Source organism: Erwinia sp. AC075 (genome assembly GCF_979253995.1).
The window spans coordinates 2053559-2073316 of the sequence record NZ_CEEDEU010000001.1; the positions used below are offsets into that span (position 1 = coordinate 2053559).

Annotated in this window: 21 protein-coding genes and 2 pseudogenes; 15 read left to right on the top strand and 8 right to left on the bottom strand. The window is 54.6% G+C overall.

Annotated features, from left to right (window positions below):
- Nucleotides 1–25 precede the first annotated feature (25 nt).
- Together aat and infA are read left to right on the top strand one after the other, a co-directional pair.
- On the top strand, nt 26–718 hold the full coding sequence (aat, locus tag AC0IXH_RS09610) for a leucyl/phenylalanyl-tRNA--protein transferase (RefSeq protein WP_013201510.1): 693 nt from the start codon (nt 26–28) through the stop codon (nt 716–718).
- Between the two features lie 363 nt (nt 719–1081).
- The gene (gene infA / locus AC0IXH_RS09615) at nt 1082–1300 is read left to right on the top strand and encodes a translation initiation factor IF-1 (protein ID WP_002211347.1); all 219 of its coding nucleotides are present in this window, start codon (nt 1082–1084) and stop codon (nt 1298–1300) included.
- A gap of 92 nt (nt 1301–1392) precedes the next feature.
- On the opposite strand, the gene clpA is transcribed toward infA, so the two are convergent.
- Both clpA and clpS read right to left on the bottom strand, forming a co-directional pair.
- Nucleotides 1393–3669: an ATP-dependent Clp protease ATP-binding subunit ClpA gene (clpA, locus tag AC0IXH_RS09620; protein ID WP_013201509.1), complete on the bottom strand. Its 2277-nt coding sequence runs from the start codon at nt 3667–3669 to the stop codon at nt 1393–1395.
- A gap of 28 nt (nt 3670–3697) precedes the next feature.
- Nucleotides 3698–4018 carry an ATP-dependent Clp protease adapter ClpS gene (clpS, locus tag AC0IXH_RS09625; RefSeq protein WP_013201508.1) on the bottom strand — a complete coding sequence of 107 codons (321 nt, stop codon included), beginning with the start codon at nt 4016–4018 and terminating at the stop codon, nt 3698–3700.
- A gap of 318 nt (nt 4019–4336) precedes the next feature.
- Here clpS and cspD point away from each other — a divergent pair, with 318 nt between their 5' ends.
- The 4 genes from cspD (at nt 4337) to ltaE (ending at nt 8698) form a co-directional block, all read left to right on the top strand.
- Entirely contained in the window at nt 4337–4564 is a 228-nt protein-coding gene (gene cspD / locus AC0IXH_RS09630; protein WP_013201507.1) for a cold shock-like protein CspD, read from the top strand.
- A 325-nt stretch (nt 4565–4889) separates the two neighbouring features.
- A complete protein-coding gene (locus AC0IXH_RS09635) occupies nt 4890–5789 on the top strand; it encodes a LysO family transporter (protein WP_471720363.1) in 900 nt (299 codons plus the stop codon).
- Nucleotides 5790–5912: 123 nt separating this feature from the next.
- Nucleotides 5913–7634, top strand: coding sequence for a ubiquinone-dependent pyruvate dehydrogenase (gene poxB, locus AC0IXH_RS09640; RefSeq protein ID WP_206402826.1), 1722 nt, complete (start codon nt 5913–5915; stop codon nt 7632–7634).
- A 62-nt stretch (nt 7635–7696) separates the two neighbouring features.
- Nucleotides 7697–8698 carry a low-specificity L-threonine aldolase gene (ltaE, locus tag AC0IXH_RS09645; RefSeq protein ID WP_346566023.1) on the top strand — a complete coding sequence of 334 codons (1002 nt, stop codon included), beginning with the start codon at nt 7697–7699 and terminating at the stop codon, nt 8696–8698.
- A gap of 53 nt (nt 8699–8751) precedes the next feature.
- Here ltaE and AC0IXH_RS09650 read toward each other — a convergent pair whose 3' ends face one another.
- The gene (locus AC0IXH_RS09650; protein WP_013201503.1) at nt 8752–9579 is read right to left on the bottom strand and encodes an N-acetylmuramoyl-L-alanine amidase; all 828 of its coding nucleotides are present in this window, start codon (nt 9577–9579) and stop codon (nt 8752–8754) included.
- A gap of 107 nt (nt 9580–9686) precedes the next feature.
- On the opposite strand from AC0IXH_RS09650, the gene AC0IXH_RS09655 reads away from it, so the two are divergent.
- From AC0IXH_RS09655 to AC0IXH_RS09680, 6 genes are all read left to right on the top strand, one after another.
- Nucleotides 9687–10229, top strand: a complete 543-nt coding sequence (locus AC0IXH_RS09655) for a lipoprotein (protein ID WP_013201502.1) — start codon at nt 9687–9689, stop codon at nt 10227–10229.
- 205 nt (nt 10230–10434) lie between these two features.
- Nucleotides 10435–11163, top strand: a complete 729-nt coding sequence (artP, locus tag AC0IXH_RS09660; protein WP_013201501.1) for an arginine ABC transporter ATP-binding protein ArtP — start codon at nt 10435–10437, stop codon at nt 11161–11163.
- Between the two features lie 14 nt (nt 11164–11177).
- Nucleotides 11178–11909 (top strand): arginine ABC transporter substrate-binding protein, encoded by a 732-nt coding sequence (gene artJ / locus AC0IXH_RS09665; RefSeq protein ID WP_471720364.1) that lies wholly within the window; start codon nt 11178–11180, stop codon nt 11907–11909.
- Between the two features lie 7 nt (nt 11910–11916).
- Nucleotides 11917–12633 (top strand): arginine ABC transporter permease ArtQ, encoded by a 717-nt coding sequence (artQ, locus tag AC0IXH_RS09670; protein ID WP_471720365.1) that lies wholly within the window; start codon nt 11917–11919, stop codon nt 12631–12633.
- A complete protein-coding gene (gene artM, locus AC0IXH_RS09675) occupies nt 12633–13301 on the top strand; it encodes an arginine ABC transporter permease ArtM (RefSeq protein ID WP_346566020.1) in 669 nt (222 codons plus the stop codon). Before artQ ends, artM begins: the two co-directional genes overlap by 1 nt.
- A gap of 125 nt (nt 13302–13426) precedes the next feature.
- A complete protein-coding gene (locus AC0IXH_RS09680) occupies nt 13427–14164 on the top strand; it encodes a transporter substrate-binding domain-containing protein (RefSeq protein WP_013201497.1) in 738 nt (245 codons plus the stop codon).
- A 60-nt stretch (nt 14165–14224) separates the two neighbouring features.
- Here the strand turns inward: AC0IXH_RS09680 and AC0IXH_RS09685 are convergent, their stop codons facing one another.
- Both AC0IXH_RS09685 and AC0IXH_RS09690 read right to left on the bottom strand, forming a co-directional pair.
- Complete coding sequence (locus AC0IXH_RS09685; RefSeq protein WP_134823806.1) at nt 14225–14704, bottom strand: YbjO family protein; 480 nt, start codon at nt 14702–14704, stop codon at nt 14225–14227.
- Between the two features lie 247 nt (nt 14705–14951).
- Nucleotides 14952–15149 carry a hypothetical protein gene (locus AC0IXH_RS09690; protein ID WP_346566018.1) on the bottom strand — a complete coding sequence of 66 codons (198 nt, stop codon included), beginning with the start codon at nt 15147–15149 and terminating at the stop codon, nt 14952–14954.
- On the opposite strand from AC0IXH_RS09690, the pseudogene AC0IXH_RS09695 reads away from it, so the two are divergent.
- The 3 genes and pseudogenes from AC0IXH_RS09695 to AC0IXH_RS09705 form a co-directional block, all read left to right on the top strand.
- Nucleotides 15102–15310: pseudogene (locus tag AC0IXH_RS09695) on the top strand (hypothetical protein); the annotation flags it as partial. The gene AC0IXH_RS09690 and the pseudogene AC0IXH_RS09695 sit on opposite strands and share 48 nt — an antisense overlap.
- Nucleotides 15287–15546, top strand: a pseudogene (locus AC0IXH_RS09700) (hypothetical protein). The pseudogenes AC0IXH_RS09695 and AC0IXH_RS09700, both read left to right, overlap by 24 nt.
- 24 nt (nt 15547–15570) lie before the next feature.
- Entirely contained in the window at nt 15571–16674 is a 1104-nt protein-coding gene (locus tag AC0IXH_RS09705; RefSeq protein ID WP_346594947.1) for a M20 peptidase aminoacylase family protein, read from the top strand.
- Between the two features lie 78 nt (nt 16675–16752).
- On the opposite strand, the gene potI is transcribed toward AC0IXH_RS09705, so the two are convergent.
- Genes potI through potG form a run of 3 tightly spaced genes read right to left on the bottom strand, consistent with a single transcriptional unit; the run spans nt 16753 to nt 19698 of the window.
- Nucleotides 16753–17595 (bottom strand): putrescine ABC transporter permease PotI, encoded by an 843-nt coding sequence (gene potI, locus AC0IXH_RS09710; RefSeq protein WP_013201493.1) that lies wholly within the window; start codon nt 17593–17595, stop codon nt 16753–16755.
- Nucleotides 17592–18554: a putrescine ABC transporter permease PotH gene (potH, locus tag AC0IXH_RS09715; RefSeq protein WP_471720366.1), complete on the bottom strand. Its 963-nt coding sequence runs from the start codon at nt 18552–18554 to the stop codon at nt 17592–17594. Before potH ends, potI begins: the two co-directional genes overlap by 4 nt.
- A gap of 10 nt (nt 18555–18564) precedes the next feature.
- Entirely contained in the window at nt 18565–19698 is a 1134-nt protein-coding gene (gene potG, locus AC0IXH_RS09720; RefSeq protein WP_134824873.1) for a putrescine ABC transporter ATP-binding subunit PotG, read from the bottom strand.
- Between the last annotated feature and the right edge of the window lie 60 nt (nt 19699–19758).

The window sequence follows — 19758 nt, forward strand, 5'->3', positions numbered from 1 at the left end:
CTCTCGTGCCGCAGAGGCTGTTAACATGCGCCTGATCCAACTCTCAAGGGAGTCACTCAACTTTCCGCCGCCGGAAATGGCGCTGCGTGAACCTAATGGCCTGTTGGCGATGGGGGGCGATCTCAGCCCTGCCCGCCTGCTGAGCGCCTATCACCGTGGCATTTTCCCCTGGTTCTCACCGGGGGATCCAATTCTGTGGTGGTCGCCCGATCCGCGCGCGGTGCTTTATCCAGAAAGCTTCCACCTCAGCCGCAGCATGAAGCGCTTTCATCAGCAGTCACCTTACCGCGTGACGCTTAATCAGAGCTTTTATGATGTTATCGAAGGCTGTGCCAGCAATCGTGAAGAAGGGACATGGATAACCAATGAAGTTCGCCGCGCCTGGCTGAAGCTGTTTGAGGCAGGACATGCGCAGTCGATTGAGGTCTGGCATGAGAATGAACTGGTCGGCGGGATATACGGTCTGGCGCTGGGACAGATTTTTTGTGGCGAATCGATGTTCAGCCGGCGAGAAAATGCCTCAAAAACCGCATTGTTGGTATTCAGCCGCTATTTTCAGCAGCAAGGCGGAAAAGTGATCGACTGCCAGGTGCTGAACCCGCATACCGCTTCGCTTGGCGCTGAGGAGATAGGCCGTGCGGATTACCTGCATCAGGTCAACTCGCTGGCAGATCAGCCGCTTTCAGCGAACTGTTGGCAGCCGCAGACCCTTTTTTAGTGGGATTAAACGATGTTTTCCACGCAAGAGTGGATAACAGTGATATAATATGCGCGTTTGGTATGTCGTCCGCCCATCGCCTCCTGTCACTGGCGAGCCGGGATTGGCCTGGCTGGGAATATTAACGCACTTTGTCTTTCGGTTTGCATTGCGCACAGGAGCGAATGCGAGACCCATTTTTAGCCCGCATTTCCCCCACGCTGACGTCGTACACTGCACATTTTTAATCGTGAGCTCCTCTGCGCGAAACGCGTAACAGAGGGGTTGATGCTGGTGAAATCACCAACAATTCTTTACATAATACTTGAAATTCGGCATTATCTTGCCGGTTCAAAACTAAGGTTGTAACACCTAGAGGATTCGATGGCCAAAGAAGACAATATTGAAATGCAGGGTACCGTATTGGATACGTTACCTAACACCATGTTCCGCGTTGAGTTAGAAAATGGACACGTGGTTACCGCTCACATCTCCGGTAAAATGCGTAAAAACTATATCCGCATCCTGACGGGCGACAAAGTCACTGTTGAGCTGACCCCGTACGACCTGAGCAAAGGCCGCATTGTCTTCCGTAGTCGCTAATTAGCATTCAGCCGTGCTGCCGCCCGTAGCCGCAGCACCCATAAAAAAAGGCCGGATATCATATCCGGCCTTTTTTCTATCTATCGAACAGCTTAGTGTTCTGACCCAACCGTTTTACGCTTCTCAGCGCTAACAAAGTCATAGGTCAGCTGGTTTTTCTCTTTATCGAGAGCCACCGACACGGAGCCGCCATCCACCAGCGAACCAAACAGCAGTTCGTTTGCCAGCGGTTTCTTCAGGCATTCCTGCACGGTACGCGCCATTGGACGTGCGCCCATTGCTTTATCGTACCCTTTCGCTGCCAGCCAGTCCCGGGCATCATCGCTGACTTCCAGCGACACGCCTTTCGCATCCAGCTGCGCCTGCAGTTCGACAATAAACTTGTCGACAACCTGATGGATAACCTCGGTATCGAGGTGTTTGAACCAAATAATATTGTCCAGACGGTTACGGAATTCTGGCGTAAAGATCTTTTTGATCTCTTCCATCGCATCGGTGCTGTTATCCTGGTGGATCAGACCGATCGACTTACGTTCAGTTTCCCGCACGCCGGCGTTCGTGGTCATCACCACCACCACGTTACGGAAATCGGCTTTACGGCCGTTGTTATCGGTCAGCATACCGTTGTCCATTACCTGCAACAGCAGGTTAAAGACATCCGGGTGTGCCTTCTCGATTTCATCAAGCAGTACTACCGCGTGTGGATGCTTAATCACCGCATCCGTCAGCAGGCCGCCCTGATCGAAACCAACATAGCCTGGAGGCGCACCAATCAAACGGCTAACGGTGTGACGCTCCATGTATTCCGACATATCGAAACGCAGCAGCTCAATGCCCAGCGCTTTCGCCAGCTGAACGGTCACCTCAGTTTTACCGACGCCCGTAGGACCAGCAAACAGGAAGGAACCGACAGGTTTACGATCCTGACCCAATCCGGCGCGACTCATTTTGATCGCTTCGGTTAAGGCCTCAATCGCATCATCCTGGCCAAATACCAGCATTTTCAGACGATCGCTCAGGGTTTTCAGCGTGTCACGGTCGGTGGCAGAAACACTCTTCTCTGGAATACGCGCAATGCGGGCCACCACAGATTCGATATCCGACACGTTAACCGTTTTCTTACGCTTACTAACCGGCATCAGACGTGCGCGAGCGCCCGCCTCATCAATCACGTCAATCGCCTTATCAGGCAGATGACGGTCGTTGATGTATTTCACCGCCAGCTCCACGGCGGCTCTGACCGCTTTCGCGGTGTAGCGCACGTCGTGGTGAGCTTCGTATTTCGGCTTCAGACCATTGATGATTTGCACGGTTTCGTCGACAGAAGGTTCGGTAATGTCGATCTTCTGGAAACGGCGAGCCAGCGCACGGTCTTTTTCAAAGATGTTGCTGAATTCCTGATAGGTTGTGGAACCCATCACGCGAATTTTCCCGCTGGAGAGCAGCGGCTTGATCAGATTAGCGGCGTCAACCTGGCCACCTGATGCAGCACCGGCACCGATGATGGTGTGGATCTCATCGATAAACAGAATGCTGCTGGTATCCTGCTCAAGCTGTTTTAACAGCGCTTTGAAACGTTTTTCAAAATCACCACGGTATTTGGTGCCCGCCAACAGTGAACCGATATCCAGCGAATAAATCGTGGCATCTTTCATCACTTCCGGCACGTCACCCTGCACAATGCGCCAGGCCAGGCCTTCCGCAATGGCGGTTTTACCGACGCCAGACTCACCCACCAGTAACGGGTTATTTTTACGACGACGGCAAAGTACCTGAACAGTACGCTCCAGTTCTTTATCGCGCCCGATCAGTGGGTCAATCCCACCTACGCGAGCAAGCTGATTAAGATTGGTGGTGAAGTTTTCCATACGATCCTCCCCGCCTGCTTGCTCTTCGTTGACCGGATTTTCCGCACCTGACGCCGGACCCGGTTCATCTTTACGCGTCCCGTGGGAAATGAAGTTAACCACATCAAGACGGCTGACTTCATGCTTACGCAGCAGATAAGCGGCTTGCGACTCCTGCTCGCTGAAAATCGCGACCAGGACGTTAGCACCCGCAACTTCGCTACGACCGGATGACTGCACGTGGAATACGGCGCGTTGTAATACGCGTTGGAAACTGAGCGTCGGCTGAGTGTCGCGCTCTTCTTCGCTGACCGGCAAGACCGGGGTGGTTTGTTCGATGAAGGCTTCGAGCTCCTGCCGGAGAGCCACGATATCGACCGTGCAGGCTTCTAACGCCTCGCGGGCCGACGGGTTACTGAGCAATGCCAGTAACAAATGCTCGACAGTCATAAACTCATGACGGTGCTCGCGCGCTCTGGCGAAAGCCATATTTAAACTGAGTTCCAGTTCTTGATTGAGCATAGGCACCTCCCCCAATAGATCGCCTTATTCAGGCTTTTTCCAGCGTACACAGCAACGGATGCTCGTTCTCCCTGGCGTACTTATTTACATGAGCGACTTTGGTCTCTGCCACTTCAGCAGTATAGACACCGCAGATCGCCTTTCCCTGGTAATGGACCGCAAGCATCAGTTGCGTTGCACGTTCAGTATCATAAGAAAAGAACTTTTGCAGTACGTCAATAACAAATTCCATAGGTGTATAATCGTCATTGTTCAGAATAACTTTATACATCGAAGGTGGCTTAAGCCCTTCACGGAGCTTGTCATCTGCAAGGTGTTCAAAGTTAAGCCAATCGTTAGTGTTTGCCATACGTACCCAATCTCAACACGTTACTTACTCAGGTCAGACTAACATTATTAAGGGTATGTTTAACACGCCCAGAATGTTGGCCCACGCCGGTGATTTTTTTCTGCAAACTGCCGCTACGCGACCTCCATCACAAAATTCGCAATAGCGTTAACTGCTTCAAATTTTGATGATTTCGTCCCCGTTTGAACGCCCCATTTGCTTGACGCTCAATGCTAAATCTCTACAGTACAGGCATAAGCTGAATGCGTTTTAACCAGCTTAGAGGCTTTAAGCCTCGCCACCTCACTCATTCGAATGTCTTGCGAGGGAAGTAGAAGCATGGAGACGGGTACTGTTAAATGGTTCAATAATGCCAAAGGCTTCGGCTTTATCTGTCCAGTCAGTGGCGGCGAGGATATCTTCGCGCACTACTCGACCATCAAGATGGATGGATACAGAACGCTGAAAGCCGGGCAACAAGTCCAGTTTGATGTGCATGAGGGACCGAAGGGCAATCATGCCAGCCTCATTGTCCCTGTGGAAATGGCGATGGCAGTCAGTGCCTGACCTTTCCTTACCTCATTCTGAACAACCCTACAGTAAAATGCCAGCCATGCACGCTGGCATTTTTATGACTGACATCCGGCAATACCTTTAAGATTGGGCTGCTACGCCTCTTTTCAAGGGAGCAAATTCAGAATTCATCGTTACGCTGGCCGGCAACGGAGCAGTGTCATGATAACCCTCTGAAAATCCGAGCTTATGCAGGAAATGCTCCATATCCAGTACGGGTAACCCGACGAGGCCCGGTGAAGACGGGAACTTTGCTTTACTCCGCTAAGAATTTTCGCTAGCTTGACGCCACAAATTCTCCCCACGGACGACCTTCCCCATGTATTCAGGATTGCTGATCATTCTTATTCCTTTGATCCTCGGCTACATTCTGCCGACTACAAACCCCTCTTTGCTGCGACTGGTAAATAAGCTTCTCAGCTGGATGGTGTACGTTATCCTGTTTTTTATGGGCATCAGCCTGGCCTTTCTCGACGATCTGAGCAGCAATCTGCTGTCTATTTTCCATTACTGCGCGGTCAGTGCGGTCTGCATCTTGATCTGTAATTTGCTGGCGCTGCGGTTGTTGGAATCGCGCCGTCCGTGGACACATAAACACCGGCAGGAAGCCCTTCCTTCGCGGCTGCATATGGCGCTGGATTCATTAAAGCTATGCGGCGTGGTGGTGATTGGATTTGTGCTCGGCCTGAGCCACTGGGCGCCGCTGAAGTTTGCCTCGCTGGCCAGTGAGTACGCGCTGCTGTTTTTGCTGTTCCTGGTCGGATTACAGCTGCGCGGCAGTGGCATGACGCTGCGCCAAATTATCCTCAACCGTCGTGGCCTGATGGTGGCGATGGTGGTGTTCCTCAGCGCGATGGTCGGTGGCGTGCTGACCGCCTTATTGCTTGGCCTGCCGCTAAAAACCGGCATGGCGATGGCGTCTGGCTTCGGCTGGTATTCGCTGTCAGGCATTCTGATGACTGAATCCTTCGGGCCGGTGATTGGCAGCGCGGCGTTCTTTAATGACCTGATTCGCGAACTGCTGGCGATAATGCTGATCCCGGCGCTGATCTCACGTCACCGCTCAAGCGCGCTTGGGCTGTGTGGCGCAACCTCCATGGATTTCACCCTTCCCGTGCTGCAACGCAGCGGCGGAACGGAGATCGTACCGGCGGCCATTGTTCACGGCTTTGTGCTGAGCCTGTTTGCGCCCATTCTGATCGCGCTGTTCTCCTCCTGAGTCTCTGGCAGCCTGCGGGCTGCCGTAAACCGCACGTTTGACTACCGCACTCGCCCTGACAACGCCCCTCCTTCGTCTATGCTTTACTCTGACTAATTTGAGATAAGCCAAACGGAGAAAGGCATGAAACAGACCGTAGCCGCCCTTGTGGCGAAAACGTTAGAAAGCGCCGGGGTAAAACGCATTTGGGGAGTCACCGGAGATTCCCTGAACGGGCTGAGCGACAGCCTGAACAAAATGGGCACCATCGAATGGATGCCGACCCGCCATGAAGAAGTGGCCGCCTTTGCCGCCGGTGCCGAGGCACAAATCAGCGGCGAACTGGCAGTGTGTGCCGGTTCCTGTGGCCCCGGCAACCTGCACCTGATCAACGGCTTGTTTGACTGTCACCGCAACCGCGTTCCGGTACTGGCGATTGCCGCGCACATTCCTTCCAGCGAAATTGGCAGCGGCTATTTCCAGGAAACCCATCCGCAGGAACTGTTCCGCGAATGCAGCCATTACTGCGAGCTGGTCTCCAACCCGGAGCAGCTTCCGCAGGTACTGGGTATCGCCATGCGCAAAGCCATTCTTAATCGCGGTGTGTCCGTGGTGGTGCTGCCGGGTGATGTCGCCCTGAAGCTGGCGCCGGAAGGTGCGACGGCTAACTGGTATCCGCCTCAGTTGCCGGTGGTGCAACCGCAAGCCACTGAGATGGCTAAGCTGGCTGAACTGCTGAATGAGTCACATAACATCACCCTGATGTGCGGCAGCGGCTGTGCCGGCGCGCATGCGGAAGTCGTCAAGCTGGCCGAGACGCTGAAAGCGCCGATCGTTCACGCGCTGCGCGGCAAAGAGCATGTGGAATACGATAATCCTTATGACGTTGGCATGACCGGGCTGATCGGCTTCTCGTCTGGCTTCCATGCGATGATGAACGCGGACACCTTAGTGTTGCTGGGCACGCAGTTCCCTTATCGGGCGTTCTATCCTGCCGATGCGAAAATCATTCAGATCGATATCAATCCGGGCAGCATTGGATCGCACAGTCACGTCGATATGGCGTTAATTGGCGATATCAAAACCACGCTCGCCGCGCTGTTACCGCAGCTGGAGGTTAAACAGGATCGCGACTTCCTTGATAAAGCGCTTGAGCATTATGTCGATGCGCGTAAAGAGCTGGATAATCTGGCAACCGCCAATGATAAACAGGCGATTCATCCACAATACGTGGCCCAGCAGTTAAGTCGCTTTGCCGACGACGACGCCATATTTACCTGTGACGTGGGAACGCCGACCGTCTGGGCCGCACGCTATCTGAAGATGAACGGTAAACGCCGGCTGATTGGCTCCTTTAACCATGGCTCGATGGCTAACGCCATGCCGCAGGCGCTGGGGGCGCAGTCGCTGGACAAGCAGCGTCAGGTGATAGCGATGTGTGGCGATGGCGGTTTCAGTATGCTGATGGGCGATTTCCTCTCGGTTGCTCAGCTCAAACTGCCGGTAAAACTGGTGGTGTTCAACAACAGCGTCCTCGGCTTTGTGGCGATGGAGATGAAGGCCGGCGGTTATCTGACTGACGGTACCGACCTGGAAAATCCGAATTTTGCGGAGATTGCCACCGCCTGTGGGGTGAAAGGGATCCGCGTGGAGCGCGCGTCAGACCTTGATGCAGCCCTGCAGGAAGCGCTGAATCACGATGGTCCGGTGCTGGTTGATGTGGTGACCGCCAAAGATGAGCTGGCCATGCCGCCGCAAATCAAGCTGGAGCAGGCGAAAGGCTTTAGCCTGTATATGCTGCGGGCGGTGATCAATGGCCGTGGTGACGAAGTGGTTGAACTGGCAAAAACCAACTGGCTGCGGTAAAACATTTGCAGGTCTTTTTTTACGGACGCTACGGCGTCCGTTTTCATTAGAGGAGCTCAGGTGTGATTGATTTACGCAGTGATACGGTAACCCGCCCCAGCCAGGCGATGCTTTCCGCGATGATGGCCGCAGAAACCGGGGATGATGTTTACGGCGATGACCCAACGGTCAATGCACTTGAAGCCAGGGCCGCGCAGTTAACCGGCAAAGAAGCCGCCCTGTTTTTACCCACGGGCACCCAGGCTAACCTGATCGCGCTGCTGTGCCATTGTCAGCGTGGAGAGGAGTACATTGTCGGCCAGCTGGCGCATAACTATAAGTACGAGGCTGGCGGTGCCGCGGTGTTAGGCAGCATTCAGCCACAGCCGATTCTGGCGGCAGCTGACGGCACGCTTCCGCTGGATGTCGTGGCGCAGTTCATCAAGCCTGACGATTTCCACTTCGCGATGACCAAACTGCTCAGCCTTGAGAACACCCATAACGGTAAAGTCCTGCCGATTGCCTATCTGAAAGACGCCTGGGAATTCACCCGTCAGCACAAGCTGGCGCTGCATGTCGACGGTGCGCGTATTTTTAACGCCAGCGTGGCACTCGGAGTTGAGCTGGAAGCCCTGACGCGCTACTGCGACACCCTGACCATCTGTCTGTCAAAAGGGCTCGGCACGCCGGTAGGTTCACTGCTGTGTGGCAGCGCCGAATACATTCAGCGCGCCCGCCGCTGGCGTAAAATGACCGGCGGCGCGATGCGTCAGTCGGGCATTCTGGCGGCTGCAGGCCTGTATGCCCTGGAACACAACGTCGCCCGTCTGCAAGACGACCATGATAATGCCGCCTGGCTGGCGGAGCAGTTAAAAGCGATTGGCGTGGATGTGTCCCGTCAGGACACCAATATGGTGTTTGTAAGGTTGCCAGACGCGCAGATTGAACCGTTGAAAGCGTGGATGAAGCAGCAGAATATCCTGATCAGCACCGGTGCGGTCACGCGTCTGGTAACCCATCTGGATATCGACCGCCACGCGCTGGAAACGCTGGTGGCGCAGTGGAAGGCGTTCCTCGCCGCGTAACCCTGCACAGCCCACTCCCACCAGGGGAATGGGCTTTTTACTTTCCCGTCACCCTAACCTTCGCCGTACTTTTCCAGCAACGCTCTCACCGTCGCTTCCGTTTCCGCATCCGGCAGCCCTAAATAATTTGCGGGGCGGAAATGCATCTGGAAAGCAGCTATCACCTTACGCTGTTCGTCTGCCGTCATCTCCGGACTGGCCTGATAACCATAAAGTGAAAGCAGGGTCAGCAAATGGGCGTGATCGACCGGTTGCTCCGGCGGCCTGCCTGCCAGATAAAAACTGACCCGTCCGGCATCTGGCCAGGCGCCAATCCCCTGCTCTGCCAGCCATTGCCAGGGGAATAGCGGGCCAGGATCCTGCTTACGCTGCGGGGCGATATCGCTGTGCCCAACAACATCCTGCGGCAGGATGTTGTAACGCTGTACGATATCTCTGGCCAGCGGGGCCAGCGCCGCAATCTGTGACGGCGCAAACGGGTACCAGATTTGGCCAGCAGACGTTCGCCTGTAGCCCTGATTCTCCAGCTCGATGCCGATCGAGGTGTCATTTAACCGGGAGGCTCCCCGCCAGAAGCTGGGGCCCGCATGCCAGGCAAGCTGTGATTCCGGTACCAGACGAAACACCACCGGCTGATGTGCTTTCTCCACCGGTTTCGCCGGAATCAGGTAGTGTGCGCTTACGTCACGATCGGTGAGCGTAGCCAGCGAGCTGGGGAAATCTTCCGCGGTGTAGTGGATCACCAGCACCTTAATACGGGGACGGGCGCCATACGCGGGATGGCGGGTATCAACGGTGTAGCCGGAATGCGACTCGAAGCCTGATGAACCACAGGCGCTCAGCAGCAGCGAAAAAACTGCCAATATCAACAGACGCATCATTGAATGCTCTCCTTTTGTTGTTCTTTCCCAGTGTAGCCCTTCTGGTTAAGCAGAGCGGCTATACTCTATGCTAAAAACCGTCATCCAGAAACAATAAGGAAATCAAGATGAAATACCAAGCGATTGCTGCACTGGCTCCAATGGCGCTGCTTCTCAGTGCCTGTACCACGGTACAACCCGCGTATAAGGACATTGGTACGCGTATGGGGCCCTGCGTCGATGGCGGCCCGGATTCAGTCGCGCAGCAGTTCTATGATCTGCGCCTGAAAGAGCCGACTCAGGGAATGCCGACGGCGCAACAGCTGGCCAAATACCGCCCTTATCTCAGCGATAAACTGTATGCCACCTTGCTGAAAGCCAACAGCGACACCACTCGCGCGCCTGAGTTAAATCAGGGTGATATCTTCTCAAGTTTATCGGTTGGCCCAACCTCAGCCAGCGTGGCGGATGCGTCGACCATTCCGAATACCGATGCACGCAACATTCCGCTGCGCGTGACGCTCACTCGGGATGGCAGCAAGCCGGTAGAGTGGCAGGATGAAGTGCTGATGGTGCGCGAAGGCACCTGCTGGGCAGTTGACGACGTGCGCTACAACAGCCCGAATCCGCATCTTCAGGGCGGCTCGCTCAGCCAGTTGCTGCTGAAGTAGTGTCTCCCAGTGTCGTGCCATCGCCCGATGGCACGATCGCTCTCGCAGTTCTTGCATCTTCCCGGGCAAATCCGCTTAAAGCACGCGATCTTGTGCTAGCCTTTTAGTTTACAGCAGGCATAAAGGTATTTTCACGCACGATGATTGCATAAGTATGCCGTCAACGTTAAGATTCGCAGCATCAATTGCTATTCACTTTTTGCGCATGAGTATTCAACTAAACGGTATTAACTGCTTTTATGGTGCCCATCAGGCACTGTTCGACATTCAACTGGCGTGCCCTGAGGGCGAAACGCTGGTTCTGCTGGGTCCAAGCGGTGCCGGTAAGAGCTCTCTGCTGCGCGTTCTCAATTTGCTTGAGATGCCGCGTTCCGGCACGTTGAGCATTGCGGGACATCAAATCGACTTCAGTAAAACCCCGTCAGACGCGGCCATCCGCGAGCTGCGTCAAAACGTGGGTATGGTCTTCCAGCAATATAATCTCTGGCCGCACCTGACGGTGATGCAGAACCTGATCGAAGCGCCCTGCCGCGTGCTGGGGCTGAGCAAAGATCAGGCCCATGCCCGCGCCGGAAAACTACTGGATCGCCTGCGCCTGACCACATTCGCCGACCGCTACCCTTTGCACCTTTCCGGCGGCCAACAGCAACGCGTGGCGATAGCCAGAGCGTTAATGATGGAGCCGGCGGTGTTGCTGTTCGATGAGCCCACCGCCGCGCTTGATCCGGAAATTACGGCCCAGATCGTGTCGATCATTCAGGAACTGGCGCAGACCAACATCACCCAGGTCATCGTGACGCACGAAGTGGAAGTGGCGCGTAAAACCGCCAGCCGCGTGGTGTATATGGAGAACGGTTACGTGGTCGAACAGGGTGATGCCAGCCGCTTTACACAGCCGCAAACCGACGCGTTTGCCAATTATCTATCGCACTAATGCAGGGTATAATGATGAAAAAAGTCGTACTTGCCGCACTGTTAGCGGGTTTAAGCCTGAGCGCGAGCGCCGCGCAGACCATTCGTTTTGCTACCGAAGCCTCTTATCCTCCGTTTGAATTTGTCGATTCCGATAACAAAATTCAGGGCTTTGATGTCGATCTGGCTAACGCGCTGTGCCGTGAAATGAACGCAACCTGTACCTTCACTAACCAGGCGTTCGACAGCCTGATCCCAAGCCTGAAATTCCGTCGTTTTGACGCGGTAATGGCCGGCATGGACATCACGCCTGAGCGTGAGAAACAGGTTCTGTTCTCCAAAGCTTACTATGACAACTCTGCTCTGTTTATTGCGCAGAAAGGCAAAGTGGCTTCGGTTGATGCGTTGAAAGGCAAACGTGTTGGCGTACAGAACGGCACCACGCATCAGAAATACCTGACCGAAAAAATGACCGGCGTGAATGCCGTTCCTTACGACAGCTATCAGAATGCGATCCTCGACCTGAAAAATGGCCGTATCGATGTGGTATTCGGTGACACCGCGGTGGTGAACGAATGGCTGAAGCAGAACGCAAACCTGGCACCAGTGGGCGAGAAAGTGACGGATAAGGCTTACTTCGGCACCGGTTTGGGCATCGCGGTTCGTCAGGGTAACGCCGAGTTGCAGGGCCAGTTCAACACCGCACTGGACAAAGTGAAGGCTGACGGCACCTACAAAACCATCTACAGCAAATGGTTCCAGCAGTAATTTCTGAATGAATGAACTCACTCCTTTAGCAAGCGCCGCCGGCATGACCGTCGGCCTTGCCGTTTCTGCACTGGTCGTTGGGCTGATTCTGGCGATGATTTTCGCCGCCTGGGAATCGGCCCGCTGGCGTCCGGTCGCCTGGCTGGGAACCGGTCTGGTCACGCTATTCCGTGGCCTGCCGGAGATCCTGGTGGTGCTGTTCGTCTATTTTGGCGCCTCGCAACTGCTGCTGACCCTGTCCGATGGTTTCACCGTCAATCTGGGGCTGTTCAGCTTCCTGGTGCAGGTGAATATTCAGAACTTCGACGTCAGCCCGTTTCTTTGCGGGGTGATCGCCCTGTCGATCCTCTATTCCTCCTATGCTTCTCAGACCCTTCGCGGCGCGCTGAAAGCGGTCCCTGCGGGGCAGTGGGAATCGGGACAGGCGCTGGGCATGAAAACCCCGGCCATTTTCTTCCGCCTGATCCTGCCGCAGATGTGGCGTCATGCCCTGCCAGGCTTGGGTAATCAGTGGCTGGTGCTGCTGAAAGACACTGCGCTGGTCTCGCTGATCAGCGTGAACGATATTATGTTGCAAACCAAAAGCATCGCGGCCCGCACCCAGGAGCCGTTTACCTGGTATCTGATGGCCGCGGCCATCTATCTGGTGATCACCTTATTGAGCCAGCAGGTGCTGAAGCGAATTGATGCCCGTGCGACCCGTTTTGAGCAGGGGAATACCTGATGTTGAGCTATTTACCCGAACTGCTGAAAGGGCTGCATACCAGTCTGACGCTGACCGTGGCATCGCTGATCCTCGCGCTGGTGTTTGCGCTGATCTTCACGGTGATTTTATCGCTGAAAGTGCCGGTATTGCGGCTGGTAGTCCGGGGCTATATCACCCTGTTTACCGGGACACCGCTGCTGGTGCAAATCTTCCTGATCTATTATGGGCCAGGACAGTTTCCGTCGATTCAGGCCATTCCCTGGCTATGGCATTTACTCTCGCAGCCCTGGCTCTGCGCGCTGCTGGCATTGTCGCTAAACAGCGCCGCCTACACCACGCAGCTTTTCTATGGCGCGATGCGGGCGATCCCTGCCGGTCAGTGGGAATCCTGTGCCGCACTGGGTATGAACCGTAAAGAAACGCTGCGCATCCTGCTGCCCTATGCCTTTAAGCGCGCCCTCTCCTCTTACTCCAATGAGGTGGTGCTGGTGTTCAAAAGTACCTCGCTGGCCTACACCATCACGCTGATGGAGGTGATGGGGCACGGTCAATTGCTGTATGGCCGCACTTATGACGTCTCGGTGTTTGCGGCAGCGGGCCTGATTTACCTGTGCGTAAACGGCTTACTCACCTTAATGATGCGGATGATTGAACGTCGCGCGCTGGCCTTTGAACGCAGAAACTGATCGATGCCGGTGCAGGTCACCGGTATCCGTCAGAAACAGCCCTTCTTTAGCGGTTAATCCGCGGATAGCCCAGGCATCACCCGCGGCATAATGGTCAGGTAAAGTGACCGCAAGGACGGTACGTGATGCTTAAGTTTGTTTTTACCCTACTACTGACCTCGATATGTGCCTGTGCTCAGGCAGCGGAACCGCTGCGTTTTGCTTCTAACGCTAACAATCCTCCCTTTGAGTTTCTCACTGCTGAAAATCAGCTGGTCGGATTCGATATCGATCTGGCGAAAGCCCTGTGTGACCGGATGCAAAAGCAGTGTATTTTTACCAATAACACCTTCGAACGCCTGTTGCCGTCATTAAAGTTCCGCCGTTATGATGCGATCATTTCCGGTCTGGATATCACCGATGAGCGTAAGAAAACGGTCGAGTTTACCCAGCCTTATTTTATGAATTCGGGCACGCTGGTCGCCAGGGCGGGTCTGTACAGCAATATTGAACAGCTGAAAGGTAAGCGTATCGGTATCGGTGCGGAAACCACTCAGCAGGCCTATTTAATGACGGCCTGGCCTGAGATCATTACCGTCGCCTACGACAATTATCAGAATGCCTTACTGGATATTCGTAACGGCAGGCTGGATGGCATTTTTGGCGACACGCTGGCGGTGAAGGAATTACTGAAAACCAATCCACATCTGGCCAAAGTCGGCGATCCGATCACCGATAGCCGCTTCTTTGGTTCAGGATTGGGGATTGCCGTGCGCAAAGGCAACACCGAGCTGCGTGACAGCCTGAATCAAGCCCTGCAAAGCCTGAAAGACGATGGCACGCTGGAAAAGCTTCGCCAACGCTGGTTTGGCGCAGCGGCTTAGCTTAAAAAAGGTTTATTGCTCCCTCAGCCGACAGAAGGTCGGCGTCTGTCGTGCCGCCGTTCAGTGCTGCCTAAAAAATCGCCGGCTGCTTTCAGGCATAAACAGCAGCAGGATAATCAGCAGATCGGGCAACTTCTGCGAGATCAGCAGATGAATAATTTGCAGGTTGTTCTCGCCACTAACGCTGAACAGTTCAGGATAGATCCAGCCCATCGACGCGCAAAACATATAGATCAACACGGTGATTTGAGAAATCACAAAGCCCCAGCGTCCCCAGTTTTTCCCACGCATCATCGCAACCGCGCAACGCAGCTCAAAAAAGAAGATCAGCTGGCTGGCGATAAAAATCAACGTCGAGTTCCACGCCTGAGCACTGCGATAAACAAAGCTCATGACTTCTGCCAGACCTAAGTCATGCACCTGCAAGGCCACGCCGAGTACGCGCGTAGCGATCGCCGCAATGCCCGCCACCAGCACCGCCACAGGAATTGAAGACGGTGATTTCAGGACTGCTTTACCCTCTCTGAACACCTCTGACATGACACTCTCCTGACCAACCTGTTGCTCCGCCCCAAAACAGTGCACGTGCGCGATAGTGGGGGTCCACCGACCTGATGCCTGATTTTACGATAAATAAGGCTGGATAAATATTGAACGTCGGCATTACGCGATGTTTTTTTATTACGCCTTCATACGCAACGATGGCGGTAATAAGGGGTTATCGGCAGTTATTTTGTTTAATTCAGCCATACTGGCACGAACTCTGCAATTCATCCTTACCTGAAAGTTAACAGGTTATTTTTAGCGCAATTACCGAAAGAGTGCCACTCAGGGCCCCTTTTTTGCTGCGTTTTCTGCATTTTTCTATTTTTGGGAGGAGAAACGTTGATGAAGGAAGAGATAACGTGCTCGCCAGCCAGAACACCATCGGCATTGGGGTCTGCTGGAAATATTCACCCATTACGGTGCCATCCGCGCTGCGCATAAATTACTCACGCCGTTATTAAAACCTGTTTTAGGTTTGCGGGTCGATCCGGCCTGGCGCTAATTACCGATTTGCAAAGTACCGGTGCGGGATTAATCAATAACTATTTTGCTATTGGCTCAGCACTATTTGTTTCCCTGTCGATTCCGGTATTGATCCCGCGGATCGCCATTCATAATTTATTGCCGAATGTGGTGATGGCGTATGTGATTGCGGAGATGCTAAATTTACCCGGGATTATGGGCTTTATTGGTAAGGTGTTTGCACCGCACAGTGACAATACATGGGCCGTCTGCTGGGTGTGTCCGACGTGCCGAAGAAGTACTGGCCACTGCCGTTGGTGACCAGCATCCTGAATGCGGTCATCTCGATGTTGGTCATGCGAGTGGTTGCCTGATAACTGATAAATGGAGTGCTTAACGTGTTAAAAGTTTTAGAACATTACGCTTATCTGCATGAGATCCCTGAACTGGGATTCCAGGAATTTAAAACCTCGGCCTATATCAGCCAGCAGCTTAAAGCAGCAGGTTATGCGGTGCAGGACAACTTTAATGGCACCACGGGTATCGTCGCCGTACTGGACAGCGGCGTGCCGGGCCCTACCCTCGCTCTGCGGGCAGACATGGATGCGCTGGGCCATATCATTAATGGCGAAGCCTGTGCACGTCATACCTGTGGTCATGACGGCCATTCCTCGGTTGTGCTGACTGCGGCGCAGGAGTTGATTGCTGAAGGCGCGGTGAAAAAAGGCCGCCTGAAGCTGATCTTCCAGCCTGCAGAAGAGTTGGGCACCGGTGCGCTGGCGATGATTGCCGGCGGCGCCATCGACGATGTCGACATGATTCTGGGCTTCCACCTGCGTCCGGCAGAAGAGTGCGAAGTCGGCACAGCCATTCCGGCGGTCTATTATTCCGCCTGTGTCACCATTGAAGCGACCATCCGCGGCCAGACGGCACACGGCGCGCGCCCTCACCTTGGGATTAATGCGCTTGATGCCGGTGCCGCCGCGGTGCAGGCCGTTAATGGCGTGCATATGGCACCCGGTAAGAGCTGGAGTGCTAAAGCCACCCGCTTCCTGTGCGATGCCGGCGTGACCAACTCCATTCCCGATGAAGCCCGCGTGGTATTCGATCTTCGCGCAGCGGAAAATGAAGATATGGAGGTGTTGCAGGCGCGGGTAGAAAAAGCCGTTCAGCACAGCGTCGCCGCTTATGGCGCAACCGCGCATATCGTCGTTCTGAAATCGATGCCAGCGGCAGAGATTGATGATGAGATGACCGCGCTGATTTCGGCGTCAATCAAAGAGGTGCTGGGTGAAGAGGCGTTGATGCCGGTCCGTTCCACGCCGGGTAGCGAAGACTTCTTCCACTATGCGGTGCAGCGCCCTGAGGTCAAGTCCGGTTTCTGGGGATTAGGGACGGGATTAGTGCCGGGCCTGCATCATCCCGATATGCATTTCGATCTGAACTCGCTGCCTGTTGGCATCAAGGTGTTTAAAGCCTGCGTGCAGAAGGTCCTCGGATAGCCTCGCTCTGACAGTTTGCCGCCACCCAATACGACAATGGGTGGCGGCAAAAATCGCCTAACACAGCGCTAACGCGTCTTAACCGCCTCGCGCCTTCTGAATATCACGCAGCCGCTGCTTCTCTTCGTGCGCCATAAAGCGCCAGGCGATAAAGCCCACGATGCCCACCACAAAAAGGATTAACGACGCCAGCGCGTTGATTTCCGGGTTCACGCCACGGCGAACCGTTGCAAAGATCTGCATCGGCAAGGTGGTGGCACCTGGCCCGGTGACAAAGCTGGAAATTACCAGGTCATCCAGCGACAGCGTAAAGGCCAGCAGCCAGCCGGTGACAATCGCCGGGGCGATCATCGGAACGGTAATCACAAAGAACACCTTCAACGGTGTGGCACCCAAATCCATCGCCGCTTCTTCAATGGAGCGGTCAAGCTCGCGCAGACGCGAGTTGATCACCACCGCCACATAAGCGGTACAGAAGGTGACGTGCGCCAGCCAGATAGTCAGCATTCCGCGGTCGGCAGGCCAGCCAAAGGTATTGGCCATCGCAACAAACAGCAGCAGTAACGACAGGCCGGTGATCACATCGGGCATCACCAATGGTGCGGTCAGCATAAATGCAAATCCGGTTGAGCCTTTAAAGCGACCAAACCGCACGATAATCACCGCCGCAATGGTGCCCAGGACCGACGCCGCCGTTGCCGCCAGCGCGGCAATGCTCAGGCTCAGGGTCACCGCGCTGATCATCGCATCATCATGGAACAACACGTTATACCAGTGCAGGGAGAAACTCTCCCATGCCGCCAGTTGCGAGGAGTTAAACGAATAGATCACCAGCAACGCCATCGGCGCATACAGGAAGAAGAAGCACACCACGAGGATCGCCGTGCGCCATGGAGAACGAATGGTGGGTAAGGTAGTCATTTCGTTTCCCCCAGCTCTTTATTCTGATGCTTATGGAACCAGATAATCGGCAGGATCAAAATCAGCAGAATAATCACCGCCAGTGCCGACGCTACCGGCCAGTCACGGTTATTAAAGAACTCCTGCCAGAGCACGCGACCGATCATAATACTGTCAGGGCCGCCCAGCAGTTCGGGGATCACGTACTCACCCACCGCAGGGATAAACACCAGCATGGAACCGGCGATAATGCCGCCTTTGGTCAACGGCACAATCACGCTAAAAAAGGTTTTCATCGGACGCGCGCCAAGGTCCAGCGACGCTTCCACCAGCGAATAATCGATACGCGTTAACGCGGTATAAATCGGCAACACCATAAACGGTAAATAGCAGTACACGATGCCGATATAGACCGCCAGATTGGTATACAGAATGGCGATCGGATGATTGGTAATGCCGGTCCACATCAGGAAGCGGTTCAGAATACCGTTGTCATTCAGAATGCCCATCCAGGCATACACGCGCACCAGGAACGAGGTCCAGGAAGGCAAGATCACCAGTAACAGTAGAATATTACGCGTTGACGGAGAACTGTGCGCCACTGCCCACGCCAGCGGGTAGCCAATCAGCAGACAAACAACCGTCGAGATCGCGGCGACCTGCAACGAGTGCAGATACGCATCCACGTACAGCGGATCGTCTGTCAGCGTGATGTAGTTGCCCAGATTCATTACCATGGTCAGCTGACCATCGGCCCAGGTCACTAAATCGGTATACGGTGGGATCGCGCGCGCAATATCAGCGAAGCTGATTTTCAGCACGATCAAAAATGGCAGCAGGAACAGCAGTATCAGCCACAAATAAGGCAGTGCAATAACCAGCTTGCGGCCCTGTTTCATCTGCAACCGGCCGAGAAGCGCGCTAAAAGCACCCTGCTGTCGGGTTGGTGGCTCGGTCGTTCTCGAAGAATTCTCGCTCATCACTCCCCCACTACACCGTCAGAACCACGCAACTGTCCGCTTCCCAACAGAGACGCACTTCGTCCCCCCAGGTTGGCGCACCCTTGCGGAAGCGATGGGCGTTCTGTAACTGAGCACTGATCATCTGACCGCTGCGCAGGCGCACATGGTAAATCGACAGATCGCCCAGATAGGCAATGTGCACCACTTCACCGACCGCGAAGTTGCAACCGTCTGCCGGAACCTCTTCACACAGCATGACTTTCTCAGGACGCAGCGCGACGTGCACCGGCACGCCGTCCACCACGGAGGCATCAGAATCGACCTTTAGAGGATGGATCAGCCCTGGGCTTTCAATCACCAGACCATCGGCCTGACGCTCACGTAAAATCCCTTCGAACAGGTTTACCGATCCGATAAATTCCGCGCTGTAGCGGGTGGTCGGATGCTCATAAATCTCTTCCGGCTCGCCGATTTGCACGAACTTGCCACGGTTCATGATCGCAATACGGCCGGCCATGGTCATCGCTTCTTCCTGGTCGTGGGTCACCATTACGCAGGTTGCACCGACGCGCTCCAGAATATCGACCACTTCATGCTGCATACGGTCGCGCAGCTTCTTATCCAGCGCGCCCATTGGCTCATCCAGCAGTAGCAGCTTAGGACGTTTAGCCAGGCTGCGGGCCAACGCCACACGCTGGCGCTGTCCTCCAGAAAGTTGATGCGGTTTGCGTTTAGCAAACTCCTGCATATGCACCAGCGTCAGCATTTCTGCCACGCGGCTGGTGATCTCGTCTTTTGCCAGCCGGTCCTGCTTCAGGCCGAAGGCGATATTCTGCTCCACCGTCATGTGTGGGAACAGCGCGTAAGACTGGAACATCATATTAATTGGGCGCTGGTAAGGCGGCACGTGGGAGAGATCCTGGCCATCCAGCATAATCTGCCCGGAGGTTGGCGGCTCGAATCCTGCCAGCATACGTAGCAGCGTCGATTTGCCGCAGCCTGAGGCGCCAAGCAGTGCAAAAATCTCACCTTTGTAGATCGTCAGGTTGACATCATCAACCGCATGTTGACCGTCGAAAGACTTGGTCAGATTGCGGATCTCGAGCAGTGGCGTTAAGGCCTTGGCTGCTTTTTGTTGCGGACGGGCGATCGCGTCGTTCACTACCATTACTCTCCGGCGGCTTGAGAGAATACGGCATCTCAGCCGTATAAAAGACAAAAC

Coding starts and splice junctions, on each gene's coding strand:
- aat (WP_013201510.1), top strand. CDS start 26: ATGCGCCTGATCCAACTCTCAAGGGAGTCACTCAACTTTCCGCCGCCG.
- infA (WP_002211347.1), top strand. CDS start 1,082: ATGGCCAAAGAAGACAATATTGAAATGCAGGGTACCGTATTGGATACG.
- clpA (WP_013201509.1), bottom strand. CDS start 3,669: ATGCTCAATCAAGAACTGGAACTCAGTTTAAATATGGCTTTCGCCAGA.
- clpS (WP_013201508.1), bottom strand. CDS start 4,018: ATGGCAAACACTAACGATTGGCTTAACTTTGAACACCTTGCAGATGAC.
- cspD (WP_013201507.1), top strand. CDS start 4,337: ATGGAGACGGGTACTGTTAAATGGTTCAATAATGCCAAAGGCTTCGGC.
- AC0IXH_RS09635 (WP_471720363.1), top strand. CDS start 4,890: ATGTATTCAGGATTGCTGATCATTCTTATTCCTTTGATCCTCGGCTAC.
- poxB (WP_206402826.1), top strand. CDS start 5,913: ATGAAACAGACCGTAGCCGCCCTTGTGGCGAAAACGTTAGAAAGCGCC.
- AC0IXH_RS09650 (WP_013201503.1), bottom strand. CDS start 9,579: ATGATGCGTCTGTTGATATTGGCAGTTTTTTCGCTGCTGCTGAGCGCC.
- AC0IXH_RS09655 (WP_013201502.1), top strand. CDS start 9,687: ATGAAATACCAAGCGATTGCTGCACTGGCTCCAATGGCGCTGCTTCTC.
- artP (WP_013201501.1), top strand. CDS start 10,435: ATGAGTATTCAACTAAACGGTATTAACTGCTTTTATGGTGCCCATCAG.
- artJ (WP_471720364.1), top strand. CDS start 11,178: ATGAAAAAAGTCGTACTTGCCGCACTGTTAGCGGGTTTAAGCCTGAGC.
- artQ (WP_471720365.1), top strand. CDS start 11,917: ATGAATGAACTCACTCCTTTAGCAAGCGCCGCCGGCATGACCGTCGGC.
- artM (WP_346566020.1), top strand. CDS start 12,633: ATGTTGAGCTATTTACCCGAACTGCTGAAAGGGCTGCATACCAGTCTG.
- AC0IXH_RS09680 (WP_013201497.1), top strand. CDS start 13,427: ATGCTTAAGTTTGTTTTTACCCTACTACTGACCTCGATATGTGCCTGT.
- AC0IXH_RS09685 (WP_134823806.1), bottom strand. CDS start 14,704: ATGTCAGAGGTGTTCAGAGAGGGTAAAGCAGTCCTGAAATCACCGTCT.
- AC0IXH_RS09690 (WP_346566018.1), bottom strand. CDS start 15,149: ATGCGCAGCGCGGATGGCACCGTAATGGGTGAATATTTCCAGCAGACC.
- potI (WP_013201493.1), bottom strand. CDS start 17,595: ATGACTACCTTACCCACCATTCGTTCTCCATGGCGCACGGCGATCCTC.
- potH (WP_471720366.1), bottom strand. CDS start 18,554: ATGAGCGAGAATTCTTCGAGAACGACCGAGCCACCAACCCGACAGCAG.